This window comes from Streptomyces flavochromogenes (assembly GCF_000717595.1).
Lineage (GTDB): Bacteria > Actinomycetota > Actinomycetes > Streptomycetales > Streptomycetaceae > Streptomyces > Streptomyces flavochromogenes.
The window spans coordinates 1-14,894 of record NZ_JNZO01000006.1; the positions used below are offsets into that span (position 1 = coordinate 1).

Sequence of the window (14,894 nt, forward strand, 5' to 3'; positions counted from 1 at the left end):
AGGCCGGATGTGGAAGCCCAGTAATGGGTGGAGCTGACCGGTACTAATAGGCCGAGGGCTTGTCCTCAGTTGCTCGCGTCCACTGTGTTAGTTCTGAAGCAACGAACGGTTGCTGGTTTCTAGAGCTAGAACACAACTACAGAGTGTGCTTGTTCGCTCGAAACCGATAGGGTTTCGGTGGTCATAGCGTTAGGGAAACGCCCGGTTACATTCCGAACCCGGAAGCTAAGCCTTTCAGCGCCGATGGTACTGCAGGGGGGACCCTGTGGGCCCAGCGTTCACGCTGGGACCAGGGGTCCTTTTGTTTTTTGCTTGACTTTTTCCGATGCGCGGCCGAGTGCCGGCTGCGCGAGAATGACTGCAGTACCCGAAGACAGGAGTCACGTCGATGTCCACCAACTCTCCCGACGACCGTCCGGAGCGCGAGCCGCGTCGCAGGGACGGTGCCGGCGCCGGCGGTGACCGGGGCGGCTTCCGTGGCCCGCGCCGTGACGACAACCGCGGTGGCGACAGCCGCGGGGGTGGCTTCCGCCGTGACGACAACCGCGGTGGCGACAGCCGCGGGGGTGGCTTCCGCCGTGACGACAACCGTGGCGGCGACAACCGCGGTGGCGGCGGTGGCTTCCGTCGCGATGACCGCGGTGGCGACAACCGTGGTGGCGGTTTCCGTCGTGACGACCGTGGTGGGGACAACCGCGGTGGCGGCGGTGGCTTCCGCCGTGACGACCGTGGTGGCGAGCGTCCGTCCTCGTTCCGTCGCGACGACCGCCCCTCCTTCCCGCGTGACAACCGTGGTGGGGACAACCGTGGTGGTGGCGGTGGTTTCCGTCGTGACGACCGCGGTGGCGACAACCGTGGTGGCGGCGGTGGTTTCCGTCGTGACGACCGCGGTGGCGACAACCGTGGTGGCGGCGGTGGTTTCCGTCGCGATGACCGTGGTGGGGACAACCGTGGTGGCGGCGGTGGCTTCCGTCGCGATGACCGTGGTGGGGACAACCGTGGTGGCGGTTTCCGTCGTGACGACCGTGGTGGCGACAACCGCGGTGGTGGCGGTGGCTTCCGCCGTGACGACCGGCGTGGTGAGCGTCCGTCCTCGTTCCGTCGGGACGACCGGCCTTCGTACCCCTCGCGTGACGACCGTGGTGGCGACAACCGTGGCGGTGGCGGTGGTTTCCGTCGTGACGATCGTGGTGGGGACAACCGTGGTGGCGGCGGTGGTTGGCGGCGGTGGTTTCCGTCGTGACGACCGGCGTGATGAGCGTCCGTCCTCGTTCCGTCGGGACGACCGGCCTTCGTACCCCTCGCGTGACGACCGTGGCGGCGACAACCGTGGCGGTGGCGGTGGCTTCCGTCGGGACGACCGGCGTGATGAGCGTCCGTCCTCGTTCCGTCGCGACGACAACCGCGGTGGCGGCGGGTTCCGGCGTGACGACCGTGGCGGCGACAACCGCGGTGGCTTCCGCCGTGACGACCGCGGGGGCGACAACCGTGGTGGGTTCCGTGGGCGTGACGACCGGGGTGGCTACGGGCGTCGTGACGACCGCGAGCGCAGCGACCGCGCGCCCATCAAGCGTCTGCCGATCCCGCCGGAGGTCACAGGTGAGGAGATCGACCCGGATGTGCGCCAGGAGCTCATGAGCCTGCCCAAGGGGCTCGCCGAGGACGTCTCGCGCAACCTCGTCATGGTCGCCCAGCTGATCGACGAGGACCCGGAGAAGGCGTACGAGTACTCCAGGATCGCCCTGCGGCTCGCCTCCCGTGTCGCCGCCGTGCGCGAGGCCGCCGGCTTCGCCGCGTACGCGACGCAGAAGTACTCCGAGGCGCTGGCCGAGTTCCGTGCCGCCCGCCGGATGAGCGGTGGCGTCGAGCTGTGGCCCGTCATGGCCGACTGCGAGCGTGGGCTCAGCCGCCCCGAGCGTGCGCTGGCGATGGCCGGCGAGCCCGAGGTTCAGAAGCTGGACAAGGCCGGTCAGGTCGAGATGCGGCTCGTGGCCGCCGGCGCCCGCCGGGACCTGGGTCAGCTCGACGCGGCCATCGTGACGCTGCAGAGCCCCGAGCTCGCCTCCAGCGCCGTTCACCCGTGGACCGCGCGCCTGCGCTACGCCTACGCCGACGCGCTGCTCGCCGCCGGCCGTGAGCGCGAGGCGCGGGAGTGGTTCGCCAAGGCTCTCGAGGCCGACAAGGACGGGGCCACGGACGCTTCGGACCGGCTGGCCGAGATGGACGGTGTCGAGTTCGTCGACGCGTTCGACGAGGACGAGGCCGACGAGGAGTCGGACCGTGGCGACGTCGTCGATGTGGATGCCGATCTCGACGAGGACGACGACCTCGACGAGGACGACAGTGACGACAGCGTCGGCGACAAGAGCTGACTCGGTTGACCTATGAGAAGGGCGGCACCCCCTGCGGGTGCCGCCCTTCTTCGTTCTCCGAGGTCTCTCAGTCCAGCGCCAGGCTTCTCAGGACCAGGCCCGTCGCCGGCTTCGGGCCGAAGGAGGTGGACTTGCGGGGCATCGTGACGCCCTGGCGGGCCAGGTCCCGGACGACCTCCTCGCGGACCGGGTGCATCAGGACGGCCGTGCCGCCGCGGCGTTCCGCCTGCTCGACCGCGGCCTTCGTGTCGTGGATGTAGGCGATGTCCTCGGGGGCGTCCGGGATGTGCCAGACGTGCTCCAGGAGGGTGGAGTGCAGGACCGTGGCGTCCAGGGTCCGCCAGGCGTCCGGGCGGTCCGTGCGGATCGTGCGGTCGAGGAGGGCCGGGTCCGGGCGGTCGACGAGGTGGAAGGCGCCGTCTCCGGCGAGGAGGAAGGCGTTGCCCTCGGTCGTGGCCTCGGCGAGGGCCTCCATGGCCTCCGGCAGGGGCCGTTCGATGCGGCGTACCCGGAAGGCGCCGTCGAGGGCCGCGAGGGCGTCGGCCACCGGCAGGCGGTTGAGGAGACGGTGGATCGCGCGGACCCGGAGCGGGTAGCGGGCGGTGTCGATCAGGAGGACCAGGCCGTAGTTCCAGGGGCCGGGCGACGGGTGCTCCTCGCGGAGGCGCAGATAGGTCGCCCAGCGGTGGTGGCCATCGGCGATGAGGGCCTGGTGGCGGGCGAGCTCGGCGGAGACGGCGGCCTGCTCGGCAGGGTCGGTCACCGCCCAGAGACGGTGGTGGAAGCCGTCCTCCGTCGTCGTGGCGAGCAGCGGAGGGCGCTGCACCGTGCGCTCGACGACCTCGCCGGCGCCGTCGCCCTCGCCGACGTACGTGAGGAGCAGCGGCTCCAGATTGGCCGCGGTGGTCCGCATCAGGGCGGCGCGGTCCTCGACGACGTGCGGCATGACGTCCTCGTGCGGGAGGACGATCCCCTCGGCCGGGGTGGAGAGTTCGAGGGCCCCGATGATGCCGCGCTGGAGGATGCCGTCGCCGTGCTGCTCGTACACGTAGAGCGCGGGTTCCGGGTCCGGGGCGAGGACGCCGTCCGCGAGCCAGCGGTCGAGGGTGACGGCGGCCTTGCGGTGGCGGGTGCCGGCGGTGATCGCCTGGGGCAGGATGAGCCGGACGATGTTGTGGGGATCCGCGGACTCCAGATGGAGAAGTCCGTCAGGTCGTACGACCACGTCGTAGGGCGGGGACGTCACGGCGGCCAGGCTGCCGACCCGCTCGGGGACGTATCGGAGCCCGCGGAACGGCGCCAGGTGCAGCCCGGCTGCGTCGTCGCGGACGTCGTCGGCCGCGTGACCTGAGGTGTTCATCTCGTCATCGTATGTGGCCGGTGGGATGAGCGATGATCGGGGGAGCGGGGAACCCACCCGGTGAGGCGAGGAGTGTGCGGTGACGGTGCGGAACGGCCAGGGACAGCAGGGCGTGGGCAGGTTGCGGCCGGGTGGCAGCGCGGTGCCGCTGAGCGAGGCGTACGACACGGCGCTGCTGGACCTGGACGGGGTCGTGTACGCGGGCGGGGAGGCCGTTCCGCACGCCGTGGAGGCGCTCGGGGTGGCCCGGGCCGGCGGGATGCACCTGGCGTACGTCACCAACAACGCGCTGCGGACGCCCGACGCGGTGGCCGAGCACCTTACCGAGCTCGGGGTGCCCGCCGAGGCCGCGGACGTGATCACCTCGGCGCAGGCCGTGGCCCGGTTGATCGCCGACGACGTGCCGCCGGGCTCCCGGGTGCTCGTCATCGGCGGCGAGGGGCTGCGGGTGGCGCTGCGCGAGCGGGGTCTGGTGCCGGTGGACTCGGCGGAGGACGAGCCGGTGGCCGTCGTGCAGGGGTACGGGGGGCCGGAGATGCCGTGGGGGCGGTTCGCCGAGGCGAGTTACGCGGTGGCGCGGGGGCTGCCCTGGTACGCGTCGAACACCGATCTGACGATTCCCGGCGCGCGGGGGATCGGGCCCGGGAACGGGGCCGCGGTGGAGGTCGTCCGGATCGCCACGGGCGGCCGGGTGGAGCCGAGGGTGGCGGGGAAGCCGCTGCCGCCGATGCACCGGGAGACGGTGCTGCGGACGGGCGCGCGGCGGCCGCTGGTGGTCGGGGACCGGCTGGACACGGACATCGAGGGCGCGTTCAACGGTGGAGTGGACTCACTGCTCGTCTTCACCGGGGTGACGGACGCGGCGCAGCTGCTGCGGGCGGTGCCGGAGCACCGGCCGACCTATGTCGCGGCCGATCTGCGGGGGCTGCTCGTGGGTCAGCCGGAGGTCGTCGCCGAGGAGGACGGGAGTTTCGTGTGCGGGGGCTGGCGGGCTTCGGTGAACGCGCCGAGCGGGGGCGAGCTGGTACTGGAGGGGCCGGCGGAGGCTGCGGCCGGTGCGGCGGCGGATCCCATGGACGCCGTGCGGGCCCTGTGCGGGGCGGCCTGGTCGGCGGCGGACGCCGTGGGCGGCGGGGTGCCCGACGCGGGGAAGGTGCTCGCGCGGCTCGGGCTGTGACATCGGCCCGGGTCGTGAAATTGGGTAGGCTAACCTAACTTTATTTGGGCAGAGGGCACGGGAGTACGGGCATGGATGGTCGGCAGCAGCGGCTGAGCGCGGAATCGGTCACCCTGGCGTACGAGCAGCGGGTCATCGCCCGCGATCTGTCCGTCGAGATCCCCGACAACTCGTTCACCGTCATCGTCGGGCCGAACGCCTGTGGCAAGTCCACCCTGCTCCGCGCCCTCTCCCGAATGCTGAAGCCCAGCCAGGGGCGCGTCCTGCTCGACGGGCAGTCGATCCAGACGATGCCGGCCAAGAAGGTCGCCAAGACGCTCGGGTTGCTGCCCCAGACCTCCGTGGCGCCCGACGGCATCACCGTCGCCGACCTCGTCGCCCGCGGCCGCTACCCGCACCAGGGGCTGCTGCGCCAGTGGTCGCCGGAGGACGAGCGCATCACCCGGGAGTCGATGGAGGCGACCGGCGTCGCCGAGCTGGCCGAGCGGTACGTCGACGAGCTCTCCGGAGGTCAGCGGCAGCGCGTCTGGATCGCCATGGCGCTCGCCCAGCAGACCCCGCTGCTGCTGCTCGACGAGCCGACGACGTATCTCGACATCCAGCACCAGATCGACGTCCTCGACCTGTGCGCCGAGCTGCACGAGACCCAGGGGCGGACGCTCGTCGCCGTGCTGCACGACCTCAACCACGCGGCCCGGTACGCGACCCACCTCATCGCCGTCCGCGACGGCGAGGTGGTCGCCGAGGGCCCGCCGGCCGAGGTGGTGACCGCCGAGCTCGTCGAGCGGGTCTTCGGGCTGCGCTGCCAGGTCATCGAGGACCCCGAGACGGGGACGCCGCTGGTCGTACCGGCCGGGCGGAAGGCCCGTGTCCCGCGGCCCGCTTCGGCGTCCGCGGCGCCGGAGCCCGCCCTCGGCAAGTGAGCCGGGCCCGCCCTGCGCGCGGCAGCCGGGCCCGCCGGCTCCGCGGGGGCGGCTAGAGCATGGAGCGGAGGCGGAGCAGGTCGCGGAAGCCCGCTTCCAGCCTGACCCGGCCCGAGGCCCAGGCCTTCGCGAAGTTCAGGTCTCCGCCCACCATCGCCACCAGGTCGTCGCCGGTCATCGCGAGCCGGATCTGCGCCTTGGCCGGCGGAGGGCCCGCCACCGTGGACTCGACCTTGATCCGGCCGTCCGTGAGGCGGCCGGTGAACGTGGTGTCCAGGTCGGTGATGTGGCAGCTCAGGGTGCGGTCGAGCGCGGCCGCGCCGCGTACGTCGCCGTCCGCCCGCGCGAGGTTGTCCGAGAGTGTGTCGAGTGCGTCGCGGCACTCCGTGATCGTCGCCATCGCCGTCGACCGTACCCCAGGGGTTCGCGGTAGCGTCGGGAGCATGAACGACGCGATGGCCGAGCCCGAGCCCGTGGACGAGACGTCCGGACCCGAGGCGTCGGACACGGAGGCCCCGCGGGACGGCGCCCACGAGCCCGCCGAGGCCGCGCCGCTGGAGGTCGTACGGGAGCTCACCGGGCACCCCGGGGTCGACGCCGACCTGGCGCGTCTCGCCGAGGTGGACGACCTCCCGGCGGACGGACACCTGGAGGTGTACGAGGATGTACACCGTGGACTGCGTGCCGAGCTGACCTCGCTCGACGCGCACCCCGCCCCTCGTCCGTACGAAAACAGGAGCTGAACCGAACGTGGCAGGAGTGGCACGCCGCCGTCTCGACGCCGAGCTGGTCCGGCGCAAGCTCGCGCGCTCGCGCGAGCACGCCAGCCAGCTGATCGCCGCGGGCCGGGTGACCGTCGGCAAGACCGTCGCCACCAAGCCCGCCACCCAGGTCGAGACCGCCGCGGCCATCGTCGTCGTCCAGGACGACTCCGATCCCGACTACGTCTCGCGCGGCGGTCACAAGCTCGCCGGGGCCTTCGAGGCCTTCGTCCCGCTCGGGCTGAAGGTCGAGGGCAGGCGCGCCCTGGACGCCGGGGCCTCCACCGGCGGCTTCACCGATGTGCTGCTGCGGGCCGGCGCCGCCCATGTCGTCGCCGTCGACGTCGGCTACGGGCAGCTCGCGTGGTCGCTGCAGAGCGACGAGCGGGTCACCGTGAAGGACCGCACGAACGTACGCGAGTTGACGCTCGACGCGATCGACGGCGTGCCCGTCGACCTGGTCGTCGGCGACCTCTCGTTCATCCCGCTCGGCCTCGTCCTGCCGGCCCTCGCGGCCTGCACTGCGCCCGATGCAGACCTCGTCCTGATGGTGAAGCCGCAGTTCGAGGTGGGCAAGGAGCGGCTCGGCACGGGCGGGGTCGTCCGGAGCACCGAACTCCGCGCCGACGCCGTGAAGAACGTCGCCCGGCGCGCCGCCGAGCTCGGCCTCGGGGTCCTGGGCGTCACCGCGAGCCCGCTGCCCGGCCCGTCCGGCAACGTCGAGTACTTTCTGTGGCTGCGGGCAGGCGCGCCCGCGCTGGATCCGGCGGATGTCGACCGCGCCGTGGCGGAAGGACCTCGTTGAGCTCAACGGCAGCAGCATCAGAGACCGCACCACGTACCGTCTTCCTGCTCGCGCACACCGGCAGGCCCGCCGCTGTGCGCAGCGCCGAACTGGTCGTCCTCGGACTGCTGCGCTGCGGCATCGGCGTCCGCGTCCTGGAGGCCGAGGCGGACGACCTGCCGCTGCCGCCGTCCGTCGAGAGGGTGAAGGAGGCCTGCTCCGACGCCCTCGACGGCTGTGAACTCCTCGTCGTCCTCGGCGGCGACGGCACCCTGCTGCGCGGCGCCGAGTTCTCCCGCGCCTCCGGCGTCCCGATGCTCGGGGTCAACCTCGGCCGTGTCGGCTTCCTCGCGGAGGCCGAGCGGGACGACCTCGACAAGGTCGTCGACCGGGTCGTGACGAAGGCGTACGAGGTCGAGGAGCGGATGACCCTCGACGTCGTCGTGTACGAGAACGGCGACGTCCTGCACCGCGACTGGGCGCTCAACGAGGCGGCCGTGCAGAAGGTGTCCCCCGAACGGATGCTGGAGGTCGTCCTCGCGATCGACGGGCGCCCGGTGACCGGCTTCGGCTGCGACGGGGTGATCTGCGCGACACCGACCGGATCCACCGCGTACGCCTTCTCGGCGGGCGGCCCGGTCGTCTGGCCCGAGGTCGAGGCGCTCCTCATGGTCCCGATCGGGGCGCACGCCCTGTTCGCCAAGCCGCTCGTCACCACTCCCGAGTCGGTGCTCGCCGTGGAGGTCGAGCCGCACACCCCGCACGGGGTGCTGTGGTGCGACGGGCGGCGGACGGTGGAACTCCCGGCGGGGGCGCGGGTCGAGGTGCGGCGGGGTGCCGTGCCGGTCCGGCTCGCCCGGCTCCACCACGCCTCCTTCACGGACCGGCTCGTCGCGAAGTTCGCCCTGCCCGTGTCCGGGTGGCGGGGCGGGGCTCGCTGACGTACGCGCCCGGTCCGCCGGCTTCGGCGGGGGGCGGTCGCCCCCTTACGCCCCCGGTCGGCCGGCTCCGGCGGGAGCGAACGATCGGCGCGCCGGAGAGTTACGCCCGGGGGTGATGTCGCATCGCACCAGGGAAACCTCGTATGGTCTGGGGCGTGCTGGAGGAGATGCGGATACGGTCGCTCGGGGTCATCGACGACGCGGTGGTCGAGCTGTCGCCCGGCTTCACCGCGGTGACCGGTGAGACCGGTGCGGGCAAGACCATGGTGGTGACCAGCCTGGGCCTGCTGCTCGGCGGCAGGGCCGACCCGGCCCTGGTGCGGATCGGCGCGGCCTCGGCCGTCGTCGAGGGGCGGATCAGCGTGCCCGCGGGCGCGCCCGCCGCCGTGCGCGCCGAGGAAGCCGGGGCGGAGCTGGAGGACGGGGTGCTGCTGGTCAGCCGTACCGTCTCGGCCGAGGGACGCTCGCGCGCCCACCTCGGCGGGCGCTCGGTGCCCGTCGGGCTGCTCGCCGAACTCGCCGACGAACTCGTCGCCGTCCACGGCCAGACCGACCAGCAGGGCCTGCTCAAGCCGGCCCGGCAGCGCGGGGCGCTCGACCGGTACGCCGGGGAGGCCGTCTCCGTGCCGCTCGCCGCCTACGCGGAGGCGTACCGGCGGCTGAGGGCCGTCACCGGCGAACTGGACGAGATCACCACGCGGGCGCGGGAGCGGGCGCAGGAGGCCGATCTGCTGCGGTTCGGGCTGGGTGAGATCGAGGCCGTCGCCCCCCGCGCGGGGGAGGACGCCGAACTCGCCGCCGAGGCGGAGCGGCTCGGGCACGCCGAGGCCCTCGCCTCCGCCGCCGCGCTCGCGCACGCCGCGCTCGCGGGTGTTCCCGAGGATCCCGAGTCCGTCGACGCCACGACCCTGGTCGCGGGCGCGGGCCGGGCCCTGGAGGCCGTACGGTCGCACGACCCGGCGCTCGCCGCGCTCGCCGACCGGATGGGGGAGATCTCCATCCTTCTCGGCGACGTGGCCACCGAGCTGGCCGGGTACGCCGACGACCTGGATGCCGACCCGCTGCGGCTCGCCGCCGTGGAGGAGCGGCGGGCGGCGCTCACGCAGCTGACCCGGAAGTACGGGGAGGACATCGCCGCCGTCCTCGCCTGGGCGGAGGAGAGCGCGGGCCGGCTCGGTGAGCTGGACAGCGACGACGACCGCATCGAGGAACTCACCGCCGAGCGCGACCGGCTGCGCGACGAGCTGTCGGTGCTCGCGCAGCGGCTCACCGACGCCCGTACGGAGGCGGCCGACCGGTTCGCCGGCGCGGTCACCGACGAACTCGCGTCGCTCGCCATGCCCCACGCGCGCGTGTCCTTCGACATCCGGCAGACCGAGGACCCCGACGGCGTCGAGGTCGGCGGCCGCCGGGTCGCCTACGGCCCGTCCGGTGCCGACGAGGTCGAGCTGCTGCTCGCCCCGCACCCCGGGGCCCCGCCGCGGCCGATCGCCAAGGGCGCGTCCGGCGGTGAGCTGTCCCGGGTGATGCTCGCGGTGGAGGTCGTCTTCGCCGGGGTCGACCCGGTGCCGACGTACCTGTTCGACGAGGTCGACGCGGGTGTCGGCGGCAAGGCGGCGGTCGAGATCGGCCGCCGGCTCGCCAAGCTCGCCAGGACCGCGCAGGTCGTGGTCGTCACGCACCTGCCGCAGGTCGCGGCCTTCGCCGACCGGCAGCTGCTCGTCGAGAAGACCAACGACGGATCCGTGACGCGGTCCGGCGTCACGGTTCTGGAGGGCGAGGAGCGCGTACGGGAGCTGTCCCGGATGCTCGCCGGCCAGGAGGACTCCGAGACGGCCAGGGCCCACGCGGAGGAGCTGCTGGCGACGGCCCGGGCGGACGGCTGACGCCGGTCGGTTCCGACCGGGTGACCGGTCAGGGCGTGGGCGGGCGTGCCGCCGGTCGTCAGAGAGGGCCCGGGGGAGTGCGAGTCCGCCTCGTGCGCTCCCCCGAGTGGGTGAACCCGTGGTGGGGTCCCGGAGCCGTATGCCTTCCGTACGGGGGAACGACGCCACTTCGGTGTCGGAACGTGCGTACGGTCGGCGGTACGGGCTGGCATCCTTGGGCGCGTGACACAGCTCCGTACGGTCCAAGTGCTGGGCGGCGGCAGCGCGGGCAGCAGCGCTCACGTCCGATCACTCGCCTCGGGGCTGGTGGCGAGGGGCGTGCGGGTGACCGTGTGCGCCCCGGCCGAACTCGACCGCGTCTACGACTACCCGGGTGCCGGCGCGCACTTCGTGCCGCTGCCGCGCCTCGGCGACCCCGCGACGATCGCCGCGCTCCGTAACGCCTGCATCGGCGCCGACGTGGTCCACGCGCACGGCCTTGAGGCGTCCGTGCGGGCCGCGCTCGCGCTGTCCGGGGCCGGCGATCGCGCTCCGCTCGTGACGACCTGGGACAGCCGGATCCAGGCTCGCGGCGCGGCGCGGGGCGGGGCGCTGCGACTCCTGGAGCGAAGGACCGTGCGGGCCGCGACCGTCGTCCTCGCCACCTCCTCCGAGCTCGTCGACCGGGCGCGTCGCCGCGGGGCGAGGGACGCCCGGCTCGCGCCCGTCACCGTGCCTCCCTCGCGGGGGCCCGTCTGCCTCCACGACGGCAAGGCCCGGGCCGAACTCGGCGCGGTCGACCGGCCGTTGCTGATGGCGGTCGGAGCCCTGGAGCGGGGCCGGGGATACCGGACGCTGCTCGACGCGGCCCGCTCCTGGCGGGAGCTCGATCCGCAGCCGCTCCTCGTCATCGCGGGAGAGGGGCGCGAACGGGCCGCCCTCCAGCGGCGGATCGTGGCCGAGCAGCTGCCCGTGCGGTTGATCGGGCGGCGGGAAGACGTCGCCGAGCTGCTCGCGGCGGCCGACGTGGCGGTGCTGCCCTCGCGGTGGGAGGCGCGGTCCCTGCTCGCGCAGGAGGCGCTGCGGCTCGGGGTGCCACTGGTCGCCACGGCCGTGGGCGGCGTGCCGGAACTCGTCGGCGACGCGGCGGAGCTGGTGCCGTACGGCGACGCCGAGGCGCTCGCCGGTGCGGTGCGCGGGCTGCTCGACGACGCGGAGCGGCGCATGGACCTCGCGGCGGCGGGGCGGGTGCAGGCCGGGACCTGGCCCACCGAGGACGAGACGGTGGCGCACGTACTGAGCGTGTACGACGAATTGGTGGGGCGGTAGTCGCCCTCCCTCTCCGGGAGCCCCCTGCCGGGCTCTCCGCGGGGGAACGGCGCCACCGCCCCGTGGGTCGCTACGGCGTGTGGCGGCGGGCCCTCAGGGCCAGGGAGAGGGCCAGGACGGTCTGGGGGTCGTCCAGGTCCGTGCCCAGGAGTTCGGAGATGCGGGCCAGGCGGTTGTAGAGGGTCTGGCGGTTGAGGTGGAGTTCCCGGGCCGTTTCCGCCTTGCGGCCCGCGTGCGCCAGATACGTCTCCAGGGTCGGCAGGAGCGGGGGGCGGGACGTGCGGTCGTGGTCCCGAAGGGGGCCGATCGCGCGGTCCACGAACGCCGCGAGGACCGTGTCCCCGTGGAAGTGCAGCCGCCACAGCAGCAGGTCGATGTCGAGGCGCCGGGCGTCGTACCAGGGCAGGTCCGAGAGACCCTGCGCGGCCGTCGCCGTCTCCGCCGCGTGCCGCAGCCCCGCCGACGCCGCCGCCCAGCTGCCGGCGACGCCCACCACGACGACCGGCGGATGCACCCCGGCGCGTTCGAGGCCGGCGCGTTCCACGCCCGCGCGCAGGGCCGCCGCGACCCGGTCCGCGACCGCCGTACGCTCCGATTCCGAGCGCAGACCGAGCAGGAGCGGCACCCGGCCCTCGACCGGGCGGACGCCCAGCAGGACCGGAACTCCGACGGACGACAGCTCCTCCAGGACCGCGCGGGCCAGGAGGGCCCAGTTGCCCGAGGGGGAGAGCTCCGATGCCAGGCGCATCACCACCGGCAGGAGCGGGCCGTCGCCCGGCTTGAAGCCGAGGACCCGCGCCTGCGCCGGCGCGTCCTCGGCCGTGATCCTGCCCTCCGCCAGGTCCGTCAGGAAGTCGCCGCGGCCGCGCGCCGCCAGCTCCTCCTCCTGACGCGCCTGCATGAGGACGACCGCGAGGAGGCCCGCAGCGCGCTCGGCCGCCATCCGGTGGACGGGGGAGAGGGCGCCGGAGACCGAGAGCAGGACGAGGCGGGCCCGTACCGAGGCCGTACCGGGGCCGCCGCCGGGGACGTCGACCAGGACCGTTCCGGTGGGCGGGCCCGACTCGCGGGCCGCCCGCCCGCCGCGCAGCCCGTCCCAGACCTGCAGCGGGTCGGCGGGCGCGGACTCGGTGCCCGCCGCGTACAGCAGCTGTCCGTCGGCGGTCTCCAGGAAGACGGGGTTGGCCGCGAAGTCCGAGAGGATGCGCAGGACCTGGGGGATCCCGCCGCCGCCGAGCAGCGCCTCCGTGCACTGCCGGTGGACCTCCTCGGCCTGCCGCAGGAGCGCGTAGTGGCCGTTGACGATCTCGGTGTGGATCTCCTCCGTCACCGCCACGAACGGGACCTCCCGGTGCAGCTGCACCAGGGGCAGACCGGCGGCCCGCGCGGCCTCCACTATCGTCGACGGGAGGCGGGCGAAGCGCGGCCCCAGTTCCACCACGAGCGCCGCGATGCCCCGGTCGGCGAGCCGCCGGACGAAGGCACGCTGCTCGGCCGGCCGGGTGCCGAGCCCGAGGCCCGTGGTCAGCAGCAGCTCACCGCCCTTGAGCAGCGACGCGATGTTCGGCACCTCGCCCGCGTGCACCCAGCGCACCGTGCGGTGCAGCCGGTCCGCGCCGGCGACGACCTCCGGGAGCCCGCTGCGCAGGCCCGGGAGTTCGAGCGCCCGCTGCACGGTGATCCCGCCCTGATTGTCCATGGGGCCGGACGCTACCCGCGTCCGTGTTCCGGCGACATCACCCCACGGTCACGGGACCGGACGGTTCGCACCCAGGGGCGACAACTCGTCGCCCCCTGGCGGGAATTGTGTGACCGCCTGTCGATTGTGGCCTACGTCACTCGCGAGGATGCTCTCGCGCCATGACAGAGAACCCCACCCCAGAGGTCCACCGGCTCAAGGCGAACTCGGTCGGGCTGGTCGGCGTCGTCTTCATGGCCGTCGCCACCGCGGCCCCGATCACCGCGATGACCGGCAACCTCCCCATCGCCGTCGGCTTCGGCAACGGCACCGGCGCCCCCGCCGGATACCTGTTCGCGACGCTCGTCCTGACCGTCTTCTCGGTCGGCTACGTCGCCATGGCCAAGCGGATCACGGCCGCCGGCGCCTTCTACGGCTACATCTCGCACGGCCTCGGCCGGATCGCGGGGATGGCCTCCGGCATGCTCGCCGTCCTCGCGTACATCGTCTTCGAGGCCTCGATCGTCGGCGTCTTCGCGTACTTCGCCAAGACGACGGTCGCCGATCAGCTCGGCGTCGACATTCCGTGGATCCTGTACGCGGCGGTCATGCTGGCCGTCACCGCGGTCCTCTCGTACTTCGACATCAACCTGACCGCCAAGGCGCTCGGCGTGATGCTCATCGCGGAGATCGCCGTCCTCTTCGCGGTCGCCACCGCCGTCCTGATCGCCGGCGGCGGGCCCGACGGCATCCCCGTCGAGCCGATCAACCCCGCGAACGCCTTCACCGGCACCTCCGCCGGCCTCGGCCTCTTCTTCGCCTTCTGGTCCTGGGTCGGCTTCGAGTCGACCGCGATGTACGGGGAGGAGTCCCGCGACCCCAAGCGGGTCATCCCGCGCGCCACCCTGATCTCCGTCATCGGCGTCGGCGTCTTCTACATCTACGTGTCCTGGATGACGATCGCCGGGAACGGCCTCGCCGGATCGGTGAAGCTGTCCTCCTCCGCCTCGCCGCTCGACCTGTTCTTCGCGCCCACCCAGAGCTTCATCGGCGCCTGGGCCGTCGACGCCTTCCAGTGGCTGCTGCTCACCGGCTCCTTCGCCTGTGGCATGGCCTTCCACCAGTGCGCCTCGCGCTATCTGTACGCGATCGGCCGCGAGGGCTTCCTCCACCCCGCGCTCGGCCGGACGCACGTGAAACACGGCTCGCCGTACATCGCCTCGTACGTGCAGACCGCCATCGCCGTCCTCCTCGTCGGCGCCTTCTGGCTCACCGGCCAGGACCCGTACATCCACCTCTACACCCTGCTCGCGATCCTCGGCACGATGGCGATCCTCATCGTCCAGACCCTCTGTTCGTTCGCCGTCATCGGCTACTTCCGGAAGAACCACCCCGAGGACCGGCACTGGTTCAGGACGCTGACGGCCCCGCTCCTCGGTGGTGTCGGCATGATCGCCGTCGTCGTGCTGCTGATCCTGAACATGGAGACGGCGGCCGGTCTCGCCGCCGACTCGCTCTTCTTCAAGGCGATCCCCTGGATCGTCGGCGGGGTCTTCCTCGGAGGGCTCGGCCTCGGCTTCCACCTCAAGGCCAAGCGGCCCGAGCGCTACGAGATCATCGGCCGGATCGTGCTGGAGGACGCCGCCGAGCGCCCCGCCGACCAGGCTCCCGCCCCCGCTCCCGTACCGCAGAGCTGAGTCGCCG

At 73.2% G+C, this 14,894-nt stretch carries 12 protein-coding genes, 1 rRNA gene and 1 pseudogene; 11 read left to right on the forward strand and 3 right to left on the reverse strand.

Going from position 1 to position 14,894, the window contains the following annotated elements:
- Positions 1–173: 173 nt before the first annotated feature.
- The 3 genes and pseudogenes from rrf to IF00_RS0107715 all read left to right on the forward strand — a co-directional run bounded on the left by rrf (position 174) and on the right by IF00_RS0107715 (position 2,372).
- Positions 174–289 (forward strand): 5S ribosomal RNA (gene rrf / locus IF00_RS0107710).
- 282 nt (positions 290–571) lie between these two features.
- Positions 572–1,210: pseudogene (locus IF00_RS46805) on the forward strand (hypothetical protein); the annotation flags it as partial.
- Positions 1,211–1,574: 364 nt separating this feature from the next.
- Entirely contained in the window at positions 1,575–2,372 is a 798-nt protein-coding gene (locus IF00_RS0107715; RefSeq protein WP_030315630.1) for a tetratricopeptide repeat protein, read from the forward strand.
- A 67-nt stretch (positions 2,373–2,439) separates the two neighbouring features.
- Here the strand turns inward: IF00_RS0107715 and IF00_RS0107720 are convergent, their stop codons facing one another.
- The gene (locus tag IF00_RS0107720) at positions 2,440–3,732 is read right to left on the reverse strand and encodes a DUF1015 family protein (RefSeq protein WP_030315632.1); all 1,293 of its coding nucleotides are present in this window, start codon (positions 3,730–3,732) and stop codon (positions 2,440–2,442) included.
- 79 nt (positions 3,733–3,811) lie between these two features.
- Here IF00_RS0107720 and IF00_RS0107725 point away from each other — a divergent pair, with 79 nt between their 5' ends.
- Both IF00_RS0107725 and IF00_RS0107730 read left to right on the forward strand, forming a co-directional pair.
- On the forward strand, positions 3,812–4,909 hold the full coding sequence (locus tag IF00_RS0107725; RefSeq protein ID WP_388308970.1) for an HAD hydrolase-like protein: 1,098 nt from the start codon (positions 3,812–3,814) through the stop codon (positions 4,907–4,909).
- A gap of 71 nt (positions 4,910–4,980) precedes the next feature.
- On the forward strand, positions 4,981–5,832 hold the full coding sequence (locus tag IF00_RS0107730; RefSeq protein ID WP_030315637.1) for an ABC transporter ATP-binding protein: 852 nt from the start codon (positions 4,981–4,983) through the stop codon (positions 5,830–5,832).
- A 52-nt stretch (positions 5,833–5,884) separates the two neighbouring features.
- Here the strand turns inward: IF00_RS0107730 and IF00_RS0107735 are convergent, their stop codons facing one another.
- Positions 5,885–6,232 carry an SCP2 sterol-binding domain-containing protein gene (locus IF00_RS0107735; RefSeq protein ID WP_030315640.1) on the reverse strand — a complete coding sequence of 116 codons (348 nt, stop codon included), beginning with the start codon at positions 6,230–6,232 and terminating at the stop codon, positions 5,885–5,887.
- Between the two features lie 43 nt (positions 6,233–6,275).
- Between IF00_RS0107735 and IF00_RS0107740 the strand changes: the two genes are divergently transcribed.
- From IF00_RS0107740 to IF00_RS0107760, 5 genes are all read left to right on the forward strand, one after another.
- Positions 6,276–6,575 carry a hypothetical protein gene (locus IF00_RS0107740; RefSeq protein WP_030315642.1) on the forward strand — a complete coding sequence of 100 codons (300 nt, stop codon included), beginning with the start codon at positions 6,276–6,278 and terminating at the stop codon, positions 6,573–6,575.
- 7 nt (positions 6,576–6,582) lie between these two features.
- Positions 6,583–7,398, forward strand: coding sequence for a TlyA family RNA methyltransferase (locus IF00_RS0107745; RefSeq protein WP_030315644.1), 816 nt, complete (start codon positions 6,583–6,585; stop codon positions 7,396–7,398).
- Entirely contained in the window at positions 7,395–8,318 is a 924-nt protein-coding gene (locus IF00_RS0107750) for an NAD kinase (RefSeq protein WP_030315646.1), read from the forward strand. The genes IF00_RS0107745 and IF00_RS0107750 overlap by 4 nt, the downstream gene beginning before the upstream one ends.
- Positions 8,319–8,461: 143 nt before the next feature.
- Positions 8,462–10,204, forward strand: coding sequence for a DNA repair protein RecN (recN, locus tag IF00_RS0107755; RefSeq protein ID WP_030315648.1), 1,743 nt, complete (start codon positions 8,462–8,464; stop codon positions 10,202–10,204).
- Positions 10,205–10,426: 222 nt separating this feature from the next.
- Positions 10,427–11,512: a glycosyltransferase family 4 protein gene (locus IF00_RS0107760; RefSeq protein ID WP_030315649.1), complete on the forward strand. Its 1,086-nt coding sequence runs from the start codon at positions 10,427–10,429 to the stop codon at positions 11,510–11,512.
- 70 nt (positions 11,513–11,582) lie between these two features.
- On the opposite strand, the gene IF00_RS0107765 is transcribed toward IF00_RS0107760, so the two are convergent.
- The gene (locus tag IF00_RS0107765; protein ID WP_030315650.1) at positions 11,583–13,211 is read right to left on the reverse strand and encodes a PucR family transcriptional regulator; all 1,629 of its coding nucleotides are present in this window, start codon (positions 13,209–13,211) and stop codon (positions 11,583–11,585) included.
- 161 nt (positions 13,212–13,372) lie between these two features.
- Between IF00_RS0107765 and IF00_RS0107770 the strand changes: the two genes are divergently transcribed.
- Positions 13,373–14,887, forward strand: coding sequence for an APC family permease (locus tag IF00_RS0107770; RefSeq protein WP_030315652.1), 1,515 nt, complete (start codon positions 13,373–13,375; stop codon positions 14,885–14,887).
- Positions 14,888–14,894: the final 7 nt, after the last annotated feature.